24 protein-coding genes and 1 riboswitch are annotated in these 20,621 nt (G+C 71.9%); of the genes, 12 read left to right on the forward strand and 12 right to left on the reverse strand.

The features are described 5' to 3' along the window. Positions 1 to 38 precede the first annotated feature (38 nt). Genes gcvP through gcvT form a run of 3 tightly spaced genes read right to left on the reverse strand, consistent with a single transcriptional unit; the run spans position 39 to position 4,467 of the window. Entirely contained in the window at positions 39 to 2,972 is a 2,934-nt protein-coding gene (gene gcvP / locus QCD68_RS10445) for an aminomethyl-transferring glycine dehydrogenase (protein WP_301222969.1), read from the reverse strand. After that, positions 2,969 to 3,346 carry a glycine cleavage system protein GcvH gene (gene gcvH, locus QCD68_RS10450; RefSeq protein ID WP_111075682.1) on the reverse strand — a complete coding sequence of 126 codons (378 nt, stop codon included), beginning with the start codon at positions 3,344 to 3,346 and terminating at the stop codon, positions 2,969 to 2,971. The genes gcvP and gcvH overlap by 4 nt, the downstream gene beginning before the upstream one ends. A gap of 5 nt (positions 3,347 to 3,351) precedes the next feature. Further along, entirely contained in the window at positions 3,352 to 4,467 is a 1,116-nt protein-coding gene (gcvT, locus tag QCD68_RS10455) for a glycine cleavage system aminomethyltransferase GcvT (RefSeq protein WP_253467712.1), read from the reverse strand. Positions 4,468 to 4,644: 177 nt separating this feature from the next. Next, positions 4,645 to 4,752: riboswitch (glycine riboswitch) on the reverse strand. 112 nt (positions 4,753 to 4,864) lie between these two features. Between gcvT and QCD68_RS10460 the strand changes: the two genes are divergently transcribed. From QCD68_RS10460 to QCD68_RS10475, 4 genes are all read left to right on the forward strand, one after another. Continuing rightward, the gene (locus tag QCD68_RS10460; protein ID WP_301222970.1) at positions 4,865 to 5,239 is read left to right on the forward strand and encodes a BlaI/MecI/CopY family transcriptional regulator; all 375 of its coding nucleotides are present in this window, start codon (positions 4,865 to 4,867) and stop codon (positions 5,237 to 5,239) included. Between the two features lie 13 nt (positions 5,240 to 5,252). Then, on the forward strand, positions 5,253 to 5,990 hold the full coding sequence (locus QCD68_RS10465) for a M56 family metallopeptidase (protein WP_181439315.1): 738 nt from the start codon (positions 5,253 to 5,255) through the stop codon (positions 5,988 to 5,990). An 80-nt stretch (positions 5,991 to 6,070) separates the two neighbouring features. After that, positions 6,071 to 6,553, forward strand: coding sequence for an FBP domain-containing protein (locus QCD68_RS10470; protein ID WP_111075686.1), 483 nt, complete (start codon positions 6,071 to 6,073; stop codon positions 6,551 to 6,553). Then, positions 6,550 to 6,819, forward strand: a complete 270-nt coding sequence (locus tag QCD68_RS10475) for a hypothetical protein (protein WP_301222971.1) — start codon at positions 6,550 to 6,552, stop codon at positions 6,817 to 6,819. Before QCD68_RS10470 ends, QCD68_RS10475 begins: the two co-directional genes overlap by 4 nt. A gap of 14 nt (positions 6,820 to 6,833) precedes the next feature. Here the strand turns inward: QCD68_RS10475 and QCD68_RS10480 are convergent, their stop codons facing one another. After that, positions 6,834 to 7,718, reverse strand: a complete 885-nt coding sequence (locus QCD68_RS10480) for a LysR substrate-binding domain-containing protein (RefSeq protein WP_301222972.1) — start codon at positions 7,716 to 7,718, stop codon at positions 6,834 to 6,836. 69 nt (positions 7,719 to 7,787) lie between these two features. On the opposite strand from QCD68_RS10480, the gene QCD68_RS10485 reads away from it, so the two are divergent. From QCD68_RS10485 to QCD68_RS10495, 3 genes are all read left to right on the forward strand, one after another. Next, positions 7,788 to 8,285, forward strand: coding sequence for a GNAT family N-acetyltransferase (locus QCD68_RS10485; protein WP_290157215.1), 498 nt, complete (start codon positions 7,788 to 7,790; stop codon positions 8,283 to 8,285). An 80-nt stretch (positions 8,286 to 8,365) separates the two neighbouring features. After that, positions 8,366 to 9,265, forward strand: a complete 900-nt coding sequence (locus tag QCD68_RS10490; protein ID WP_253467701.1) for an SDR family oxidoreductase — start codon at positions 8,366 to 8,368, stop codon at positions 9,263 to 9,265. 44 nt (positions 9,266 to 9,309) lie between these two features. Next, positions 9,310 to 9,516, forward strand: a complete 207-nt coding sequence (locus tag QCD68_RS10495) for a hypothetical protein (protein WP_110823655.1) — start codon at positions 9,310 to 9,312, stop codon at positions 9,514 to 9,516. A gap of 38 nt (positions 9,517 to 9,554) precedes the next feature. Here QCD68_RS10495 and QCD68_RS10500 read toward each other — a convergent pair whose 3' ends face one another. Further along, entirely contained in the window at positions 9,555 to 9,935 is a 381-nt protein-coding gene (locus QCD68_RS10500; RefSeq protein WP_111075691.1) for a hypothetical protein, read from the reverse strand. A 286-nt stretch (positions 9,936 to 10,221) separates the two neighbouring features. Further along, positions 10,222 to 11,409, reverse strand: coding sequence for a MalY/PatB family protein (locus tag QCD68_RS10505; RefSeq protein ID WP_301222973.1), 1,188 nt, complete (start codon positions 11,407 to 11,409; stop codon positions 10,222 to 10,224). Between the two features lie 162 nt (positions 11,410 to 11,571). On the opposite strand from QCD68_RS10505, the gene QCD68_RS10510 reads away from it, so the two are divergent. Further along, positions 11,572 to 12,348: an isocitrate lyase/PEP mutase family protein gene (locus QCD68_RS10510; protein ID WP_301222974.1), complete on the forward strand. Its 777-nt coding sequence runs from the start codon at positions 11,572 to 11,574 to the stop codon at positions 12,346 to 12,348. Positions 12,349 to 12,453: 105 nt separating this feature from the next. Here the strand turns inward: QCD68_RS10510 and QCD68_RS10515 are convergent, their stop codons facing one another. Next, positions 12,454 to 14,295 carry an amidase family protein gene (locus QCD68_RS10515; protein ID WP_301222975.1) on the reverse strand — a complete coding sequence of 614 codons (1,842 nt, stop codon included), beginning with the start codon at positions 14,293 to 14,295 and terminating at the stop codon, positions 12,454 to 12,456. A 59-nt stretch (positions 14,296 to 14,354) separates the two neighbouring features. Beyond that, positions 14,355 to 15,260, reverse strand: a complete 906-nt coding sequence (locus QCD68_RS10520) for a cohesin domain-containing protein (protein ID WP_301222976.1) — start codon at positions 15,258 to 15,260, stop codon at positions 14,355 to 14,357. Positions 15,261 to 15,653: 393 nt separating this feature from the next. On the opposite strand from QCD68_RS10520, the gene QCD68_RS10525 reads away from it, so the two are divergent. After that, on the forward strand, positions 15,654 to 15,941 hold the full coding sequence (locus QCD68_RS10525; protein WP_301222977.1) for a hypothetical protein: 288 nt from the start codon (positions 15,654 to 15,656) through the stop codon (positions 15,939 to 15,941). 63 nt (positions 15,942 to 16,004) lie between these two features. On the opposite strand, the gene QCD68_RS10530 is transcribed toward QCD68_RS10525, so the two are convergent. Next, a complete protein-coding gene (locus QCD68_RS10530) occupies positions 16,005 to 16,346 on the reverse strand; it encodes a hypothetical protein (RefSeq protein WP_301222978.1) in 342 nt (113 codons plus the stop codon). Positions 16,347 to 16,496: 150 nt separating this feature from the next. Here QCD68_RS10530 and QCD68_RS10535 point away from each other — a divergent pair, with 150 nt between their 5' ends. Further along, positions 16,497 to 16,961 carry an XRE family transcriptional regulator gene (locus QCD68_RS10535; protein ID WP_301222979.1) on the forward strand — a complete coding sequence of 155 codons (465 nt, stop codon included), beginning with the start codon at positions 16,497 to 16,499 and terminating at the stop codon, positions 16,959 to 16,961. Positions 16,962 to 16,980: 19 nt separating this feature from the next. Here the strand turns inward: QCD68_RS10535 and QCD68_RS10540 are convergent, their stop codons facing one another. From QCD68_RS10540 to QCD68_RS10550, 3 genes are all read right to left on the reverse strand, one after another. Next, entirely contained in the window at positions 16,981 to 17,274 is a 294-nt protein-coding gene (locus tag QCD68_RS10540; protein WP_301222980.1) for a hypothetical protein, read from the reverse strand. 36 nt (positions 17,275 to 17,310) lie between these two features. Continuing rightward, positions 17,311 to 18,384, reverse strand: coding sequence for a redox-regulated ATPase YchF (gene ychF, locus QCD68_RS10545; protein ID WP_111075696.1), 1,074 nt, complete (start codon positions 18,382 to 18,384; stop codon positions 17,311 to 17,313). Between the two features lie 61 nt (positions 18,385 to 18,445). Beyond that, positions 18,446 to 19,000, reverse strand: coding sequence for a hypothetical protein (locus tag QCD68_RS10550; RefSeq protein ID WP_301222981.1), 555 nt, complete (start codon positions 18,998 to 19,000; stop codon positions 18,446 to 18,448). Positions 19,001 to 19,047: 47 nt separating this feature from the next. On the opposite strand from QCD68_RS10550, the gene QCD68_RS10555 reads away from it, so the two are divergent. Both QCD68_RS10555 and QCD68_RS10560 read left to right on the forward strand, forming a co-directional pair. Continuing rightward, the gene (locus QCD68_RS10555; protein ID WP_301222982.1) at positions 19,048 to 19,710 is read left to right on the forward strand and encodes an exonuclease domain-containing protein; all 663 of its coding nucleotides are present in this window, start codon (positions 19,048 to 19,050) and stop codon (positions 19,708 to 19,710) included. Positions 19,711 to 19,862: 152 nt separating this feature from the next. Next, complete coding sequence (locus tag QCD68_RS10560) at positions 19,863 to 20,621, forward strand: GntR family transcriptional regulator (RefSeq protein WP_290157204.1); 759 nt, start codon at positions 19,863 to 19,865, stop codon at positions 20,619 to 20,621.

The following is a 20,621-nucleotide window of genomic DNA, read 5'->3' on the forward strand; positions in this document are numbered from 1 at the left end:
GGCCAGCCTGCCGGCCTGCCGGCCTGCCGGCTGGCGTCCTACGCGACCGCCTCCACCGGCGGGCAGGCGCACACGAGGTTGCGGTCCCCGTACGCCTGGTCGATCCGGCGCACCGGCGGCCAGTACTTCCGCCCGGCCTGTCCGACGGCCGGGTACACCGCCTGCTCACGCGTGTAGGCGTGCTGCCACTCCCCCGTGATCACCGACGCGGCCGTGTGCGGCGCGTTGACGAGCGGGTTGTCCTCGGCCGGCCAGTCACCCCGGGCGACGGCGTCCGCTTCGGCACGGATGGCGAGCATCGCGTCGACGAAGCGGTCGAGCTCGGCGAGGTCTTCGCTCTCGGTCGGTTCGACCATGAGCGTGCCCGCGACCGGGAACGACATCGTCGGCGCGTGGAAGCCGTGGTCGATGAGGCGCTTCGCGACGTCGTCGACCGTGATGCCGGTGGCTTCACGCAGGGGACGGAGGTCGAGGATGCACTCGTGCGCGACCAGCCCGGACTCGCCCGTGTAGAGGACCGGGAACGCCTCGCGCAGGCGTGCCGCCAGGTAGTTCGCGCCGAGCACGGCGACCTCGGTCGCGCGGGTGAGCCCCTCGACGCCCATCATCCGGACGTAGGTCCAGGTGATCGGCAGGATGCTCGGGCTGCCGTAGGGCGCGGCCGAGACCGGGCCGCCGGCGTGGGCCAGACGGCCGCCGTCGGCGTTCGCGTCCGCACCGGTACGACGGTCGGCGTCCTGCGCCATCGGGTGCCCGGGCAGGAACGGCGCGAGGTGCGCCTTGGCCGCGACCGGACCGACGCCCGGCCCGCCACCGCCGTGCGGGATGCAGAACGTCTTGTGCAGGTTGAGGTGCGAGACGTCCCCGCCGAAGTCGCCGAAGCGCGCGTGACCGAGGAGCGCGTTGAGGTTGGCGCCGTCGACGTAGACCTGGCCGCCGGCATCGTGCACGGCGTCGCAGATCGCGGTGATGTCGTGCTCGTACACGCCGTGCGTCGACGGGTACGTGATCATCAGCGCGGCGAGGGCGTCGGCGTGCTCGGTCGTCTTCGCGCGGAGGTCGTCGAGGTCGACGTTGCCGTCCTCGTCGCACGCCACGACGACGACCCGCATGCCGGCGAGGACCGCCGACGCCGCGTTCGTGCCGTGCGCGCTCGACGGGATGAGGCAGACCGTGCGGGCCTCGTCGCCCCGCGAGCGGTGGTAGCCGCGGATCGCGAGGAGCCCGGCGAGCTCACCCTGGCTGCCGGCGTTCGGCTGGACCGACACGGTGTCGTACCCGGTGACCTCGGCGAGCCAGGTCTCGAGGTCGCCGATCATGTCGAGGTAGCCCTGCACGTCCTCGCGCGGGGCGAACGGGTGCAGACGGGCGAACTCGGGCCAGGTGACGGCGGCCATCTCGGTCGCCGCGTTGAGCTTCATCGTGCAGCTGCCGAGCGGGATCATGCCGCGGTCGAGCGCGTAGTCCTTGTCGGACAGGTGCTTGAGGTAGCGCATCATCCGGGTCTCGCTGCGGTGCGCGGAGAAGACCGGGTGGGTCAGGAACGCGCTCTCGCGGTCGAGGCCGGACGGCAAACCCGTGCCCGCGTCACGGACGGCGGCCTCGGTGCCCGGGACGGTCACGTCCGCGGCACCGAAGACGGCGGCCAGGGCGACGACGTCCTCCGGCACGGTGGTCTCGTCGACGGACACCTGCAGGGTGTCGGCGTCCACGAGGTGCAGCAGGTACCCGGCGTCGTGTGCGGCGGCGACGACGGACTCGGCGCGGCCGGCGAACCGGAGCGTCAGGGTGTCGAAGAAGCCGTCGTGCACGACCTCGGCGCCCGCGGCACGGGCGACGTCGGCGAGTGCGGTCGTCGTCCGGGCGACCCGGTGCGCGATGAAGCGGAGGCCCTCGGGCCCGTGGTAGACCGCGTACATCGATGCCATCACGGCGAGGAGCACCTGCGCGGTGCAGATGTTCGACGTCGCCTTCTCGCGGCGGATGTGCTGCTCGCGGGTCTGCAGGCTGAGGCGGTAGGCCATGCTGCCGTCCGCGTCGAAGGACACCCCGACGAGACGACCCGGAAGCTGACGCTCGAGGCCCGCTCGGACGGCGAGGTACCCGGCGTGCGGGCCGCCGAAGCCGAGCGGGACGCCGAAGCGCTGGCTGGTGCCCACCGCGACGTCGGCGCCCAGGTCACCGGGGCTGGCGAGCAGGGTCATCGCGAGCAGGTCGGCCGCGACGACGGCGATGCCGCCGCCCGCGTGGACGCGCTCGATGGTGCGGGTGGGGTCGACGATGCGACCGGAGGCGCCGGGGTACTGCAGGACGACGCCGAACGCGCCGTCGAGCTGCTCGTCGGTGGGGCCGTCCGCGGCGTCGAAGCCGCGCAGGGCGATGCCGACCGCGTCGGCGCGGTGGCCGAGGAGTGCCGCCGTCTGGGGCAGCAGGTCGGCGTCCACCAGGAAGGCGTCGCCCTTCACCTTCGAGGCGCGGCGGGCGAGGAGCATGCCCTCGACCACGGCGGTGCCCTCGTCGAGCATCGAGGCCCCGGCGGTGGCCATGCCGGTGAGGTCGGACACCATCGTCTGGAAGTTGATCAGGGCTTCGAGGCGGCCCTGGGAGATCTCCGGCTGGTACGGCGTGTAAGCGGTGTACCAGCTCGGGTTCTCGAGCACGTTCCGCTGGATGACGGCGGGCGTGTGGGTGTCCGCGTAGCCCAGGCCGATCATCGCGCGGCGGACCGTGTTGCGGCCGGCGACGGCACGGAGTTCGGCGAGCGCTTCGGTCTCCCCCACCGCGGTCGGGATCGACGAGTCGGTCACCGGGGCGGCGTGGATGGACTCCGGGATGGCCGCACGGACGAGGGCGTCGAGCGAGGGCTGCCCGACGACGTCGAGCATGGCGCGCTGGTCGGCCGGGGTCGTCCCGATGTGCCGGTCGGCGAACGTGGTCTGCAGGTTGTCGTCCTGCCGCAGGATGCTGGTCATGCGATGGACGCCCGGTAGGTGTCGTGGTCCATCAGGTCCTCGGGGAAGGACGTGCCCTCGACGCGGAGCTTGACGAGCCAGCCGGCACCGAACGGGTCCTGGTTGACGGTGTCGGGCGTCGCGACGACGGCGTCGTTGACCTCGACGACCTCGCCCTCGATCGGCGCGAAGAGCTCGCCGACGCTCTTGGTGGACTCGATCTCGCCGAGCTGTTCGCCGGCGGTCGTGGTGGTGCCCACTGCGGGGAGCTCGACGTAGACGACGTCACCGAGCTGTTCGGCCGCGTGGTCGGTGATCCCGACGGTGACGACGTCGCCCTCGACGAGGATCCACTCGTGGTCCTTGGTGTACTGCAGTGCGGTCTGGTCGGTCATGGGGATCAGCCTCTCGAAGCGCGACGGTAGAAGGGGAGAGCGGTGACGGTTCCGGGGATGGCGGTACCGCGGACGTCGATGTGGAGGACCTGTCCCCCGTCGGCGCAGTCCGGGTCGACGAAGGCCATCGCGACGGGGTGGCCGAGCGTGGGCGACAGGGCACCGGACGTGACGCTGCCGACGACGACACCGTCACGGAGCACGGCGTACCCGGCACGTGCGGCACGGCGGCCGTCCATCGTGATGCCGACGAGCACGCGGGCGTCGGCGGCGGGCTCGACGCCGGCGTCCCCGACGAAGGAGCCCGAGGTGGCGACGACCCGACCGAGTCCGGCCTGCGCGGGACGCACCGAGGTGTCGAGCTCGTGCCCGTACAGCGGCATGCCCGCTTCGAGCCGGAGGGTGTCCCGTGCGGCGAGTCCGGCGGGCACGACCCCGCGCTCGGCTCCGGCGGCGAGCAGAGCGTCCCAGATCGCCGGCGCAGTCTCGGTGTCGCAGTACAGCTCGAAGCCGTCCTCGCCGGTGTAGCCGGTGCGGGCGATGAGGACCTCGCTGCCGTCGAAGAGCGCGTGCAGGACCCGGTAGTAGCGGAGTTCGTCGAGCGGGGTCTCCGGCTGCAGGCGGTCCGTGACGACCAGGTCGTCGAGCGTGCCCGCGGCCGCCGGACCCTGGATCGCGACGAGGGCGGTCCGGTCGGAGTCGTCCGTGACGGTGACGTCGTGTCCGGCCGCCCGCTCCTGCATTGCCTGGACGGCGACGTCCCGGTTGCCGGCGTTCGCCACGACGAGGAACACGTCGTCGCCGGTGCGGTACACGACCAGGTCGTCGAGGATCCCGCCGTCCGGGGTCAGGAGCAGCGAGTACTTGGCCCGGCCGACCGGCATCGCGCCGAAGGACCCGGCGAGCGCCGCGTCGAGGTACGGGACGGCATCCGGCCCCTGCACACCGATCTCGGCCATGTGCGAGAGGTCGAACACGCCCGCCGCGTCGCGCACCGCGTGGTGTTCGGCGAGGTCGGACGAGTAGCGGACCGGCATGCGGTGGCCGGCGAAGTCGGTGAACGTGGCACCGGCGGCTTCGTGCGCGGCTTCGAGCGGCGACGAACGCAGCGGTTCAGACATGGACGGAGTTCTCCTGGCATCGGCAGGGCCCGACGGCGATCGTCGGGTGCGGAACTCCCCCTCTGTCATGGGCCTGAGAGTTTCACCGCGGCCCGTGAGGTCCGGCGGCTTTCACCGTGGGCGAGACGACGGTTCCGTGGGATGCGCCCACGGCTCGAGTCTGCTTTTCAGAGTGGCCTGCCCGCTGCGGTGTTGGACCTGAGAGATTGGCGGGGAGCTTGCTCCTTCGGTGCCCGGACCCGGATGGACTGCGTCCGGGTCAGAGGGCTCTCCCGCGGCGGGTGGTCGGCCGTACGTGTTCTGTTGTCCGGCGAGCATACCGAGCCCGCGTTACGGGCATGTGTCACGGTTGCGGGCAACGACCCGGCCGGCCTTCGACATCACGTAGAGTGGCGCCGTGGCAGGACAGCGATCGCGCCCCCGTGGGCAGCTCGAGCAGGCGGTGCTCGAGGCGCTCTGGACCGCGGACGCCGGCCTCACCGCCCGCCAGGTCCTCGAGGTGTTCGAGGAACCGCGCCCCGCCCTGACGACCGTCCTCACCGTGCTCGACCGGCTCGGCCGCAAGGGCACCGTGGTCCGCGAGCAGCACGACGACGCCCCGCTCACCTTCCACGCAGCCCACTCGCGGGAGGACCACACCGCCTCCCTCATGGCGAACGCGCTGGCCGCGTCCTCCGACCGTGAGGCAGCGCTCCTGCAGTTCACCGGCTCGCTCGCCTCCGGGGACCTCGAGGTCCTCCGCCGCGCGATCGACTCCCGAACGCGTCCCTGACCGGACCGGCCCCGTGGTCGTCACCGGCGTCTGCCTCGTCGTCCTCGCCCTCGCCGTCGTCGCGTTCGCCCCGCGGGTGCTCACCCGGGCCGCCTGGACGATCGACCGCCCGCTGACCGCCATCGCCGCCTGGCAGGCCGCCGTCGTCGTCGGGGTCGCCGGCTTCGTCGTCGGGATCGCCCTGGTGGTCCTCGCCGGCCGGCCGCTGACCGACCCGTTCGGCATCGACGACTCCCCCAGCCACGGCCTGAACGTCGGGGTCGCCGTCCTCGCCGTCATCGCGTTCGCCGTCGCCGTCCGCGTCCGCCCGGGCCCCGAGCACGAGGCCGTCCGCGAGGCGATCCGCACCGGTGCCGCACCGCACCGCGAGGTCGACGGCACCCTGGTCGCCGTCCTGCAGGCCGACACCGCCCTGGCCTGCGCGGTCCCCGGCCGCTCCGGCGGGGTCCTCGTCAGCACCGGGCTCGCGGAACAGCTGCGCACCGACGAACTGGAGGCCGTGGTCGCCCACGAACGCGCCCACCTGCGCCAGCACCACACGGCCGTGGTCGGCTTCGCCGAGTCCGTCGAACGTGCCGTCCCGTGGGTGCCGGGAGCGCGGGCGATGGCCCGGTCGACCCGCGTCCTCGTCGAGTTCGCCGCGGACGACGCCGCCGCTCGTCGGGTCGGCCGCGACGCGTTGCGCCGGGCGGTCCTGGTGGCGGACGGGACGGGTGCACTCGGCGCGGTCCGGGCCTCCAGGCTGTCCTGAACCGGACGGGAGGCCCGCCCTGCGCCCGCCTGTCGGCGCGCGGGGCTAGCCTGGTCCGGTCCGCCACCGCGAGGGGAACCGTGCAGCCGCTCACTGAATCCGACATCCGATCGTCCTTCGTCAACGCGATGCCCGACGAACTCGCCCAGCTCCCGATCCCGGGGCTGCACGAGACCCTGTGGAACGAACGCGAGTTCCTGGGCTGGCGCGACCCGCAGGCCGCCCGCCGCGGCTACATGGTGTCGTGGATGGACGACAAGCCGGTCGGCATCGTCGTCCGCGCGGCCGGAGGGTCTCTCCGCCCGGGCATCGCCGCGATGTGCTCCTTCTGCCACTCCCCGCAGCCGGCCACGCAGGTGCGGCTGTTCTCGGCCGCGCGCGCCGGGGAAGCCGGACGGAACGGCAACACGATCGGCTCGTACATCTGCGAGGACCTCGGGTGCCCGATGCTCATCCGCACCGCCCCGCCGCACCTCAACCCGCCGGCGACGATCGCGATGCGCTCGGAGTCGCTGCTCGCACGGCTGCACAACTTCACGGCTGACATCATGAAGACGGCGTGAGCTCGGACCGCTTCCGCTCGGCACGTTGGGCCGTCGTCGAGGAACTCGGGGAAGGCCGCTGGCGTCTGACGATCCGCGACGAGGCGGACGACGAACTCGGCTCCTTCGGCCTGGGTGTCGAGGGGCCGTGGGACCCGGACGTCGAACCGCACGTGGGGTTCGTGCTCACGCAGATCGGGCTGGCACTGACCGGCGCGCGGCCGTGGCGTGTGGACGAGCTCGGTGACCAGCGGACGCCGGTGCTGCCGCTGGCGCTGGTGCGCTGACGACTGGTCGCGGTTCAGTCCGCCGCTGCGAAGTTGCGGAGGACCTCCCGGTCGTCGTCCGCCCGTGACGCCCAGACCAGTTCGCTGCGGTGGGCGCTGCCCTCGAGCGGCAGGAGCACCACGGTGTCCGGGGCCGCGAGCGCCGCGCTCTCCGGCAGGACCGTGACGCCGAGGCCGACACCGACCAGGTGCAGGACGGTCGCCCAGGTCGTCGCCTCCTGCACGATGCGCGGCCGTCGACCGCCGTCGGCCACGGGCGCGGTGTTCCGTTCGGTGGCGAGCGTGCCGGCCTCGGCGGGGAAGAACACGAACGGGTCGTCGAGCAGCTCCGGCCCGCGCACGGACGAGCGGCCGGCGAACCGGTGGTGCCGCGGCACGGCGGCGACGAACGGTTCGCTGCGGAACCGGGCGAAGCGCACCCCGTCGACCGGGTCCGGGTCGCGCACCACCGCCAGGTCGAGTTCCCCACGCTGCACGGCCGCGACGAGTCGTGACGAGAAACCCTCCGTCAGTTCCACCCGGACCAGCGGGTAGCGCTGCCGGAACCGCTGCACCCGCTCGATCGGTCCGAGCGGCAGGGCCGACACGACGAACCCGACGTCGAGCCGACCCGCCTCACCACGGCCGACGCGGACGGTCTCGTCGAGGTCCCGCCGAGCCTGGGCCAGCAGCGACCGGGCCCGCCCCTGCAGCACCCGACCGGCCGGCGTGAGGGCGACGCTCCGGGAGGTCCGGTTGAACAGGTCGGCGCCGAGGGCGACCTCGACCCGGCGGATGAGCTGCGACAGGGCCGGTTGCGCGATGCCGAGGTCCGCGGCCGCCCGGCCGAAGTGCAGCTCGTCGGCGAGCGCCAGGAACGCCCGGAGCTGCCGGAGGTCGACCTCGGGTGCACGATCCATGCAGTGATCGTATCGATCCGTCCGAACGAGTATTGGACAGCACTGCATCCGTGTCCCGAGGATGGACCCATGCCCACCACCACCCGCATCACCGGCGATCAGGTCGTCGTCGAGGACCTGTCCACCGCCGCCGACGCCGCGGCCTTCCAGTCCCTCAACGAGCGGTGGATCACGACGTTCTTCACGCTCGAGGACGAGGACCGCCGGCTGCTCGGCGACCCGGTACAGCACATCGTCGCCCCCGGCGGCGTCGTCCTCGTCGCCCGCCTCGGCGACGTGGTCGTCGGCTGCGTCGGACTCGCCCCACACGGGGTCGACGAGTTCGAACTCGTCAAGATGGCCGTCGACCCCGACCACCAGGGACACGGCACGGGCCGTCGCCTCATCCGCGCCGCGATCGACCGGGCTCGCACGCTCGGCGCCCGCCGGGTGCTGCTCGAGACGAACAGCTCCCTCGTCAGCGCGATCCACCTGTACGAGACGACCGGGTTCCGGCACCTGGGCGCCGACGAGCACCCGCCGAGCCCCTACGTCCGGGCGGACGTGGCGATGGCACTCGACCTCTGACGACCCGGCCACCTGTCGGGCCAGGCCGGAGCGCGCACCGCTTGACGGGCCTCCCGGCCGGTCCGCGTACCGTCCGTCGCATGCCCCGCGACCAGTACGAGTTCAGCGACCCGACCACCCGGTACCCCAACACCAGCCCCGAGCCGCAGCAGCAGCCGGAACCGGGCCTGGAGTCGCGGATGCACCCGAAGCCGGACCACGGCGAGGACTCGTACCGGGGCACCGGACGGCTCACCGGGCGCCGCGCACTGATCACCGGCGCGGACTCCGGCATCGGCGCAGCCGTCGCCATCGCGTACGCGCGGGAAGGTGCGGACATCGCCCTCGCCTACCTGCCCGACGAAGAAGAAGACGCGCAGCGGATCGTCGCCCTGATCGAGGCCGAGGGCCGGAAAGCCGTCACCATCCCCGGCGACCTGACTGCCCGGAACTACCCCGCCGTGCTCGTCGAACGCGCCGTCGCCGAACTCGGCGGGCTCGACGCGATCGTCGCCTGCGCCGGCAAGCAGCACTGGCAGGCCGAGATCACCGACATCAGCGACGACCAGCTCGTCGACACCTTCACGGTCAACGTCCTCTCGCTCTTCCGCCTCGTCCAGGCCGCTCTGCCCCACCTGGAGCCCGGGTCGACGATCATCACCACCGCGTCGATGGAGGCGTACCAGCCCGCCCCCGACCGCCTGGACTACGCCGCCTCGAAGGCCGCGATCAACAACTTCTCGAAGGGCCTGGCGCAGCAGCTCATCGGCCGCGGCATCCGGGTGAACGTCGTCGCTCCCGGACCGACCTGGTCCGTGCTGCAGGTGTCCGCCGGGGTCGACCCGGAGACCCTGCCCGACTTCGGATCCAGCGAGTCGCCGATGGGCCGACCCGGACAGCCCGCCGAACTGGCGCCCGCGTACGTGTTCCTGGCGTCGCACGAGTCGAGCTTCGTCGCCGGTGAGACCCTCAACGTGAACGGCGGCATGGTCACACCCTGACGCGCTCGGGTGTTCCTCGTGCGTCGCGTTGCTACGCTCACGGCATGGCGACGCACGAGGTCCAGGCCGTCCGCGAACAGGGCATGTGGCAGGTGTTCATCGACGGGTTCCCCGTGACCGAGGTCCGACGGTGGCCGTCGGTCGCCTTCGTGGCGCGGGAGTGGATCTCGTTGACCGACCAGGTGCCCTCGCGCGAGGTCGACCTGCACGTGACCGTCATCGGTCGCAACCACTTCGCCCCGGTCGCCTGAGCGCAGCGATCTCGGGCTCACTGCTCTGATCGGAGCGGTCAGTCGGCGGCTGCCACCAGCTGCTGCGCCCGCTGGTACGACACGTCCAACAGCGGGCCGATCTCGCGGAGCGTCAGACCGGCGTCGTGGAGCTCCTTCGCAGCGGCCGCGGTCTCGCGTCCGGCTGCCCGCCGAGCGCGGTCCGCGTCGGCACGGAGTTCGCCCGCGCGGTCCAGGTGCGCCCGCACGGAGTCGGGCAGCACGATCTCGATCCGCACCGTGAAGTCGACGGCTGGCCGGTCGTGCATGTTCGCCAGCCAGTCGCGCGCCATCGGCTCGATCTCGCTCTGCCGCCGCGCCTGGGTCCGCAGTGCACCGTCGATCCAGACGAGCCAGTAGCGCCCGTCCCGCTGTGCGCGCACGGTGTGTGTCGTCATCATCGTCAGTCCTTCCCGTCGTCACACGCGCGGATGATCGCGCGAGCGAGCATCTCCCGGACCTCCCGGTCCGCACGCTTCACGATAGAAGTCCAACTCGTATTGGACAAGTTTGTCCAGCGGCGTTGGACGATTCGACGCGATCGTGTTCGGTGGTGCTCACACGAGCACGATCGCTGCTCGCCGTGGCCCGGTCGTCGCCGGCACCGGTGCCTGTGGATGAGCGGGCGCCGGGCCGTCATCGTGGAGGACGGCGGCCCGTCACTCCGAGTGCCGGACGGCGCACCCGTCAGGCGACGTGCCAGACGACCCCCTCCTGCGCACTCGACGGGTAGGCCGCAGCGATGCGGAACACCGCCTCGCGCAGGGTCTCCGGCGAGCACGCCAGGTTGATGCGGGCGAACCCCTTGCCCTCGCCACCGAACGGCAGCCCCGAGTTCAGCGCGACGAACGCGTGCTCCCGGAGCGGCACCGCCGGGTCCTCGCCGAGCCCGAGCCCCCGGAAGTCGAGCCACGCCAGGTAGCCCGCACGCGGTCGGGCGTAGACGACGCCGGGCAGGTGCTCGGCCAGGAGCTTCGCGAGCAGCCGGTCGTTGGCGACGATCCGGTCGATGACGTCGTCGAGCCAGCCGACCGCCAGGGTGAACGCCGCCAGGTTCGCGTGCAGCCCGAGGATGCTCGTCCGGCACGCGACCTCCTCCCACAGCGTGTCGAGCAGCGCGGCGGTGCGGGCGTCCCCGGCGACGATGACGGAGCACTTCACGCCGGCCAGGTTCCAGCCCTTGCTCGCCGAGGTCACGCAGACGCTCCGCGCCCCGAGCGGCTCGGCGATCATCGCGAACGGGGTGAACTGCACGCCCGGATGGGTCAGCGGAGCGTGGATCTCGTCGCTGATGACCAGGACGTCGTACCGCGCCGCGAGTTCCGCCAGCGCGGTGAGGTCGGCACGGTCGTGCACCAGACCGATCGGGTTGTGCGGGTTGCAGAGCAGGAAGACCCGGACGCCGTCGGCGAACGCCCGCTCCAGGCCGTCCAGGTCCAGTCGGTAGACACCCCACTGCTCACGGAGCGGGACCTCTTCGACCTGACATCGGGCCTCGTCGACGAGCTCGAAGAACGGCGGGTACACCGGCGGCGTGATCGCGACCCGGCCGCCGTCGGGCAGCGCGAGCCGCAGCGTCTCGACGATCCCCACGCTGACGTCCGTCGCCAGGTACACGCGCGCCGGGTCGACGTCCCAGCCCCAGCGGTCGCGGGCGAACCCGGCGAACGCGGGAGCGAGCGGCCCGGGCCCGTCGAGGTACCCGAGGTCCGACTGCTGCACCCGCTCGACCAGGGCCTGTCGGATCTCCGGCGCGACCTCGTGGTCCATCTCGGCGACGAACAGGGGCAGCACGTCGGGCGCGTACCGCGTCCACTTGATGCTCGTGCGGACCCCGCGGAGCGTGCCGACCGGGTCCTGTTCGTCGCTCGCCATGCGTCCCAGCATGCCTCGGCCGGGAGGCCCGGGGCGAGTCCGCGCGTCATCCTGCGTCGTCTGCGCCCGGATTCGCGCTGAGCGACAGTCCTCGGCCGGTGGTGCGCGAGGGCTGTCGCTCAGCGCGAACCCTGACGGCAGCACCCGCCTACTGTCGGCGACATGACCACGAGCACCGCCGAGAAGGCGACGACCCTCCAGTCCCTGCACTCCGCCCCCCAGATCCTCCGCGTCGTGAACGTGTGGGACGCGATCAGCGCGAAGACCGTCGCCGCGCTGCCCGAGACCCGGGCGATCGCGACGGCCGGGCACTCGATCGCCGCGATGTACGGCTACGAGGACGGCGGCATGCCGCTCGACCTCGCCCTCGCCGGCGCGAAGACCGTCGTCGACGCCGTGGACCTGCCGGTGACCGCCGACCTGGACGACGGCTACGAGGACCCGGCCGAGACCATCCGTCGCGCGATCGGCATCGGCGTCGTCGGTGCGAACGTCGAGGACCGCCTGCGTCCGTTCGACGAGTCCGTCGCCCGTGTCGCCGCGATCATGCGCGCTGCCGAGCAGGAGGGCGTGCCGTTCCAGCTGAACGCCCGCACCGACGCGATCGCCCGCGGCGGGGACCGTCCGATCCAGGAGAGCATCGCGGACGCCATCGCCCGCGGCAGGGCGTTCCTCGACGCCGGTGCTCCGCTCGTCTTCGTGCCGGGTGGCCACCAGCGCGAGGTCGTCGAGCAGCTCGTCGAGGGCCTCGGCCGCGGCAAGCTCAGCGTCATCGGCCTGCCGGGCGCCCTGCCCGCGTCCGAGTACGAGGCGCTCGGCGTCGCCCGCATCTCGTACGGCCCACTCACCCAGCGCGTCGCCCTGCGCGCGCTCCGCGACCTCGCCGCGGACCTGTACCTCGGTGGTGTCGTGCCGGAGGACACCCCGACGCTCAACTGAGCGGCGGTGGGGACATCGCCATGTGACCGATGGGAGGCCCGGTACCAGCTGGTACCGGGCCTCCCGTCCGTCAGGCGGTCACCATCGTGACCGCGCCTCCGGGACTCAGCCGAGCGCCGGGTAGAGCGCGGGGCTGGTGCGGGCGTGGGTCGCCTGCTCGAACCCGTAGCCGAGGCCGATGACGGTCCCCTCGTCGTACGAGCGCCCGAGGAACTCCAGGTTGACCCCGGCGCCGGTGATCGTGGCGTCCGCTGCGGTCGCCTGCCCCATCGGGACGGTCACGGCCGGCATGCCGGTGTTCGGGCTGAGGCGCATGTTCGTGCCCTGCGTGCCGTACGGCGTGCCCGACGGGTAGACGAGCGCGTCGAGGTCCTGCGCGTTCATCATCCCGGTGACGACCTGCTTGCCGGTCGCGATCTGCGTGGTGTGCGACCCGTGCGGACCGGCCCACGCCTGGTACTGCGCGTCGGTGATCGCGTCACGCTGCTGGTAGGTGCTCTTCCGGCTCGGCACGTACTTGCCCGAGTCGAGGATGCCCTGCAGCGAGCGGGCGACGACGTCCGGGTCGAGGTGCTTCGCGACGTACTGGTCCAGGTCGTGCTTGAACTCGTTCGTGCTGCCGCTGCCCTCGCTGAGCACCCGGTTGAACTCGGTCGTCGCGGTGATCGGGACGACGGTGGCGCCCTGGGCCTGGAGGGTCGCCTGCGCCTGGGCGAAGAGCCGTGCCGTGGTGCGGTTCGTGCCGACCATCGACGTTACGTAGCCGATCCGCTTGCCCTGGAGAGCCGTCGGGTCGAGGTACTGCGTGTACGAGGTCGGGACCTTGCCGGTCTGCCCGTCGGTGACCGGGTCCGCGGCGTCGACACCGGTGACGGCGTCGAGGGCGACGGCCGCGTCCGTGACGGACCGGGCGATCGGGCCGCCGGTGTCCTGGCTCAGCGCGAGCGGGATGATGCCGTCTCGGCTGGTGAGACCGACCGTGGGACGGATGCCGACCAGCTGGTTGTACGACGACGGGACCCGGATCGAGCCGCCGGTGTCGGTGCCGAACCCGATGCCCGCCAGGTTGGCGGAGATCGCGGCTCCGGTGCCGCCGCTCGAGCCGCCCGCGGTCTGGCTCGTGACGTAGGGGCTCGCGACGAGGAGCGACGAGCCAGCCGGCTGGTTCGAGGAGAACTCGGAGACGAAGCCGTAGGCGAACTCGTCCAGGCTGGCCTTGGCGAGGACGACGGCGCCGGCCTTCCGGAGACCCGAGACCATCGCGGCGTCCGTGTCCGTCTGGTTGCCGTCCCAGCAGCCGCAGCCACCGGTGGTCGGCATGTCCTTCGTGTCGTAGTTGTCCTTCAGCGCGATCGGGACGCCGAGGAGCATGCTCGTCATCCCGTGCTCGGCGCGCTCGGTGTCGGCGGCCTTCGCGGCGGCGATCGCCCCGGCGTTGGTCGTGACGATCGCGTTCAACGGGCGCCCGCCGGTGGACGTGTCGGTCGTCGTCCGGTCGTACGCGGCGATCCGGTCGAGGTAGTCCTGCGTGATCTCGGCCGAGGTCGTCACGCCGGCGTTCATGGCGGCCTGCATGTCGAGCGTCGAGGACTCGACGAGCTGGAAGGGACCGTCGTCGTAGATCATCCGCTGCGACAGACCGGCGACGTCCGTGAGCGTGATCGTCCCGTCGCCGTCCGTGTCGGCCGGCGAGACCATCGACCAGTCCGCGTCGGTGGCGGTCGCGCCGAGGTGGTCGGACAGGACGGTGAGGTCCGCCCGGGTCACCTGGTCGTCGCCGGTCAGGTCGAGTGCCGTGTAGTACGGGGCGAGCATCGCGGCGGGGCTTGCGTCGACCGCGACGGGGGCGGCGTTCGCGGCGAGGGACGGGGCCGCGACGACAGCGGTGCCGACGAGGGCCAGGAGCGCGGCTCCGGCGACGGTGGTGCGGCGACGGCGGGTCGTCACGGGGGTTCCTCCGGAGGATCGGGGTGCGGTGGGCAGGTCGCTGCGCTTCGGGGATGCGCTCATCGGGCGTCCTCCGTGGTGCTCGCGCGACGGGCGCGACGACGGACGGTGACGAGGCCGGCTCCGGCGAGCAGCAGAGCCGCGCTGGCAGCGATCCACGGGGCGAGGTCCGCGCCGGTCCAGGCGAGGGCGCCGCCGGCGGGGGTGCGGACGGGGTCGGTGCCGACGGGGGTGCCGGCTCCTGCTCCGGTGCCGGCCCCGCTCCCGCCGCCGGTTCCGCCCGGGGCGGCGGTCGGCGTGGCGCTCGGGGTGGCCGTGGGCACCGCGGTCGGAGCTGCGGTCGGGGTCGGGGTGGGCGTGGGCGTGGGTGTGGGTGTCGGGGCTGCGGCGATCGTGACGGTCGTCGAGGCCGGGTCGGCGAGGGTCGTGGTGCTGCCGTCGGCGGCGACCAGGGTCACCCGCGTCACGGTCAGGTCCACCGTCGCGGGGCTCGTCGCCGTGAGCTCGACCGATGCTGCGAGGTCACCGGACACCGCAGGCGAGGTCCCCAGTCGGGTGTGCAGGAGCGAGATCGCGTCGCCGTCCTGCTCGACCGAGTCGAAGCCGCCGTCCGGGCCGGTCGCACTGCCGTCGACGACGTCGAGGGAGTCCGCGTCGGCGGTGATGTCGATCTGGTAGGCGAACACGTCCGAGGTCGCGGGGAGGGTGACGTCGACGTCGACGGTGTCCCCGACCGTCACGGATGCGGGCGCGGTGATCGTCGCCGTGGTCGCGACGGGGGCCGCGGCCGCCGGGGACGCTGCGAAGAGGCCGAGGCCGCCGGCGGCGATCACGGCAGTGCGGAGGGCGGCGGTCGCGGTGGCGGACGTCGTGATGCGGGAGGTCGTGGGGCGGGAGGACGCGGTACGGGAGGTCGTGGTGCGGGAGGTCGTGGTGCGGGAGCGGAGCCGAGTGCGGTGCTGCATCCGTGCGGGTCCTTCGTCAGGGTTCGGGCTGAACGCTTGCTCAGTGCTCGAACCGTAACGACGGGGTGTTTCGCGCTCGGACCCGGTCGGTTTCCCACGTGTTACGCCTCACGCAGCGGAGCCCGCTCGGGCCCGGTCCCGTGCCCGAGTGGACAGAACGGCACAGATGGCGTACTGTTCATTGTTGGTGCCTTGCAGCGAACCCATCTGACTCGCGCACACCGACCGTCTCGAACCGATCCCCCTGGGTCGCATTCCAGCGAGACCACCGCTCCCCGAATGGCGAGCATGCACGTCGAATGCCGACGTGCGCGTCCGCGCTCCTGCGGCCGACGAGACCACGGAGTCCGTCCGGCCCAGCGCAACGCCGAACGACTGAAGAAAGACAGCACCATGACCACGAACGAACGCACCATCATCACCGGGACCGCCATCGCGGCTCCCACCGTCTCCCCCGACCGCATCGCCGAGTTCCCCGTCCGCGAGGACCGCTCGAAGCGCGAGTACCTCGTGCGCATGCCGGCCGACGACCTCGGGCTGTTCCTGACGCCCGGCGTCCGCGTCGCCGTCGACGGCGAAGCGGGCTGGGTCGTGCCCGGCCGCTCCTGGCGGGGCGAGGCCAGCCGCACCATCCTGCAGGCTCGCGCCGTGCAGGCTCCGGAGTTGGCCCTGGCCGCCTGACCACTGCACCACAACGGAACGCCGTCCCTTCGGGGGCGGCGTTCCGTCGTTCCGAGGCAGGGCCTAGAACTCCAGGTCGCCCTCAGCCGCGCCGACGAACCGTCGCCCGCCGTCGGCGTTCACCGGCTGCCGCCCGCCGCACAGCGCTGCTGCGTCCCGGAGTCGGCGGATGAAGGCGGGGTCCTCCGGCTCGAGTTCGTCGTCCGGCGCCTGCCGCACCACGATCTCGCTCGACGGTCCGACGAGCATCGTCGTCCGCTCGAGCGAGCCGTCCTCCCCGACCGTCGGCACCGCGATCGTGTCCGTCCGGGTGTTCGCCCCGAGCACCGCCGCGTAGTCCGCGACCGCGTCGGCGATGCGGTCCCCCGTCAGGATGTCCGTGCCGTCGTAGTGGATGTACTTCACGTGTCGACCTCCCTCGTGCCGAGGGTAGGCACCGGGGTGGAGCACGCAGTACAGGATCGGGCGGGAGGCGCGGGCGGTGGACAACTGGCGGCGCATGTCGGTCTCATCCACAGCCCGGTAGCGTCGATCGTCGATCACTGAGGAGTTGCCATGCAGCACGAGCACATCGCGCGGATGATCCGGCTTGCGCGTGAGGACATCGGCATGACCCAGGAGGCGCTGGCTGCCGTTGTCGGCGATGTGGCGTCGTCGATCGCGGCCTACGAGGCAGGTTCGGAGACACCAGACCCCGAGACGCTACAACTGATCACCGCGGCGACCGAGATGCGACCGAGCATCCCGCTCGCCGTCCATGCCGACCGGATCCGAGCCGAGGCCACGCGTCATCGTCTTCGCGACGTGCGGGTGTTCGGATCGGTCGTCCGCGGGACCGACACGGCTCGGAGCGACATCGACCTGGTCGTCGGGACCGAGCCGGGTGCGGACCTGTTCGACCTCGGCGGCTTCGTCGTCGCCGTCGAAGGGCTCACCGGGTTCCCCGTCGATGTGATGACTGAGGAGCAGCTCGACGACGAGTACTTCGCGCACGTGCGGGACGACGCCGTTCCGTTGTGAGGAAGGGGTCCACATCTCCTCAGAGCACGTCGCCGGTCGGGTACAGCACCCACGGGCCGGCACCGGTCTCCGGGCACTGCTCGTCGATCACCCGCTTGACCACCGAGTAGTCCGCGGGAGCGCGGCGGTACATCAGCGTGACGAGGTGGACGTCCGTCTCGACACGACCGTCGGGCCAGCGGGCGTCGTAGCGGATGACACGCTTCGGCCGCCGCAGCCATCGCGAGGGACGGATCTCCGCGACGGCACGGAAGACCGTCGGCAACTCGTCCGACTGGTCTGAGCGCCCGGCTGCAGCTCTGCGTTCCCCCACGCCTGTGATCCTAGGAGCGCGACGCGTGCCGGAGCGTCAGTTGTTGAAGCGGAACTCCACCACGTCGCCGTCCTGCATGACGTACTCCTTGCCTTCGATGCGGGCCTTGCCCTGCGACCGAGCCTCGGCGATCGAGCCGGTGGCGACGAGGTCGTCGAACGAGATGACCTCGGCCTTGATGAAGCCCTTCTCGAAGTCCGTGTGGATGACGCCGGCAGCCTGGGGAGCCTTCCACCCCTTGCCGATCGTCCACGCGCGGGATTCCTTCGGCCCTGCCGTCAGGTAGGTCTGCAGCCCGAGGGTCTCGAACCCGATGCGCGCGAGCTGGTCGAGGCCGGACTCGGTCTGACCGGTCGACTCGAGGAGCTCCTTGGCGTCCTCCGGGTCGAGGTCGATCAGCTCGGACTCGACCTGGGCGTCGAGGAACACGGCCTGCGCCGGTGCGACGAGGGCAGCGAGCTCAGCCTTGCGGGCGTCGTCGGTGAGGATCGCCTCGTCGACGTTGAACACGAAGATGAACGGCTTGGCGCTGAGCAGCCCGAGCTCCTTGATCGGCTCGAGGTCGACCTTGCTCGCCGAGAGCAGGACGCCCTTCTCGAGCTCGGCCTTCGCGGCGTTCGCCGCCTCGAGCACGGCGGGCTCGGCCTGCTTCAGCTTGAGCATCTTCTCGTAGCGGGGCAGCGCCTTCTCGATGGTCTCGAGGTCGGCGAGGATCAGCTCGGTGTTGATGACCTCGAGGTCGTCCTTCGGGGACACCTTGTTCGCCACGTGCACGACGTCGTCGTCGGTGAACCCGCGGACGACCTGCGCGATGGCGTCGGCTTCGCGGATGTTCGCGAGGAACTTGTTGCCGAGTCCCTCGCCCTCGCTCGCACCCTTGACGATGCCGGCGATGTCGACGAACGACACCGGCGCGGGCACGGTCTTCTCGGAGTGGAACAGCTCGGCGAGCTGGTCGAGACGCGGGTCGGGCAGGTTCACCACGCCGACGTTGGGCTCGATGGTGGCGAACGGGTAGTTGGCCGCGAGCACCTGGTTCTTGGTCAGGGCGTTGAACAGGGTCGACTTGCCGACGTTCGGGAGACCGACGATTCCGATGGTGAGAGCCACGGGAGGACAGCCTACCGGCGGCAGCCCGCCGGGGCCGACCCGGGCCTCCAGTCCGGCATCGTCAGATGGCCGCGACGCGCTCCTCGACGACGGCCAGGACATCGGCCTGGAGGCGGTGGGACGCCCGCCAGTCGCCCGGCACCTCGAGCCGGTGGTCGGCCTGGTCGACGGTCTGGAGGCGCGCCCGGGTCCCCCGCACCAGTTCCGGCCGCCAGACGGGATCCGCCGATCCGCCGAGTGCGACGTGGGTCTCGTCGGCTGCGGCGAGCGCCTGGCGGACGGCGTCGTCGGTGAGGACCGGCGTGAGCCAGACGCCGGGCACCCCCTCGGCGAGCGCCCACGGCAGGGCGGCGCAGCCGAACGACTTGGCGATGACGAGGTCCGGTCGGCGCCCCGCGAGCGCGCTCGTCAGTTCGTGCTCGACGAAGCGGACCGGGTCGGCTGCGGCGCTGTCGTCGACCGTCCACCGGGGTGCGACGACGGTGCAGCCGGCCTGCCGGGCGATGGCGTCCGTCCACCAGAGCAGGGGCGCCTGCTGGCCGTACCCCGTACCTGCGAGGACCAGGACGAGCGGGGTGCGCGGCGCGGGGTTCTCCATCTGCGCGGGGTGCTCCATCTGTTCAGGGTAGGAGCGGGGGCACCACGCCGTGGCCGGTTCCGGTGATGTCGGTTCTCCGTGCAACGATCGATGGCGTGCTGAACTTCACCGCCATCGACTTCGAGACCGCGAACAACTCGCCCGCCAGCGCGTGTTCGGTCGGACTCGTCAAGGTGCGCGGCGGTCGTGTCGTCGACCGGGCCTCCTGGTTCATCCGCCCGCCGGCCGGGCACGACGACTTCCTGGAGTGGAACACCCGCATCCACGGGATCGTCCAGTCGGACGTGACGCACGCAAAGTCGTGGGAGCAGCAGTACCCGGACCTGGTGGCGTTCGCGGAGAGTGACGTGTTGGTCGCGCACAACGCCCGGTTCGACATGGGCGTGATCGCCGGCGGGTGCGCGGCGACCGGCATCGAGATCGCTGAGCACCACTCGATGTGTTCGCTGCAGGTCGCCCGCAAGACCTACACGCTCGACTCGTACCGCCTGCCGATGGCCGCGATGGCCGCCGGGTTCTCGGGCTTCCAGCACCACGACGCCGCCGCCGACGCCGAGGCCTGCGCCGCGATCGTCGTGCACGCTGCCGGCTTCCACGGGGTGCCGACGGTCGAGGCGCTCGGTGCGGTGACCCGGGTGACGATCAACCCCGTGCGCGCCCGTGTCGAGAAGCCGAAGTCGGGCGCACAGCCCCGGCTCTCGCGTCGTCCGATGGTCTTCTCCGACTGACGCTGTCCAGGCTGCCCGGCGTTCCGGGTCGCTCGGCGGTCCGGGCCGCCGCCACGCCCGGTGGTCCGGGCCGTCGCCACGCCCGGTGGTATTGTCACGACAATCCGCCCGGCACAGGTGTTCGGGCTCGTTCTCCCCTGCGAAGGACCGCGATGACCAACGATGGCCAGCTGCCGTCCGACCTGTTCATGGACCTGGACCGGTCGGGTCCGATGCCCCTGTACCACCAGGTCGCCTCGCGCATCGAGGAGTCGATCCGCAACGGCGCGATGCCGCCCGGTGCCCGCCTGGAGAACGAGATCGCCCTCGGGGAACGCCTCGGCCTGTCCCGCCCGACGATCCGCCGCGCCATCCAGGACCTCGTCGACAAGGGGCTGCTCGTCCGCCGTCGTGGCATCGGCACCCAGGTCGTGCACGGACCGGTCACCCGCAAGGTCGAGCTGACCAGCCTGTACGACGACCTGACGCAGGGGTCGCAGCAGCCGACGACGAAGCTCCTCGACCGCTCCGACGTGCCGGCCACCCAGGCGGTCGCCGAGGCCCTGGGCGTCGAGGTCGGGGCCACCGTCGTGCACGTCCTCCGCGTCCGGTTCGCCGAGGACGTCCCGATGGCGGTGCTCGAGAACTACCTGCCGCCGGAGTTCGCCGACATCACCGACGAGGACCTCCGCGCCCACGGGCTGTACCAGCTGCTCCGGTCCCGCGGGGTGACGATGCGGGTCGCGAAGCAGCGGATCGGCGCTCGTGCGGCGACGGACGACGAGGCCGGCCTGCTCGAGATCGAGGACGGCGACCCCGTGCTGACGATGAGCCGCACGGCGTACGACGCCTCGGGTCGCGCGGTCGAGTACGGCCTGCACTGCTACCGGCCGGACCGGTACTCGTTCGAGGTCACGCTCGTCGACAAGTAG

It is taken from the genome of Curtobacterium sp. PsM8 (genome assembly GCF_030433875.1).
In the GTDB taxonomy this organism is placed as follows: domain Bacteria; phylum Actinomycetota; class Actinomycetes; order Actinomycetales; family Microbacteriaceae; genus Curtobacterium.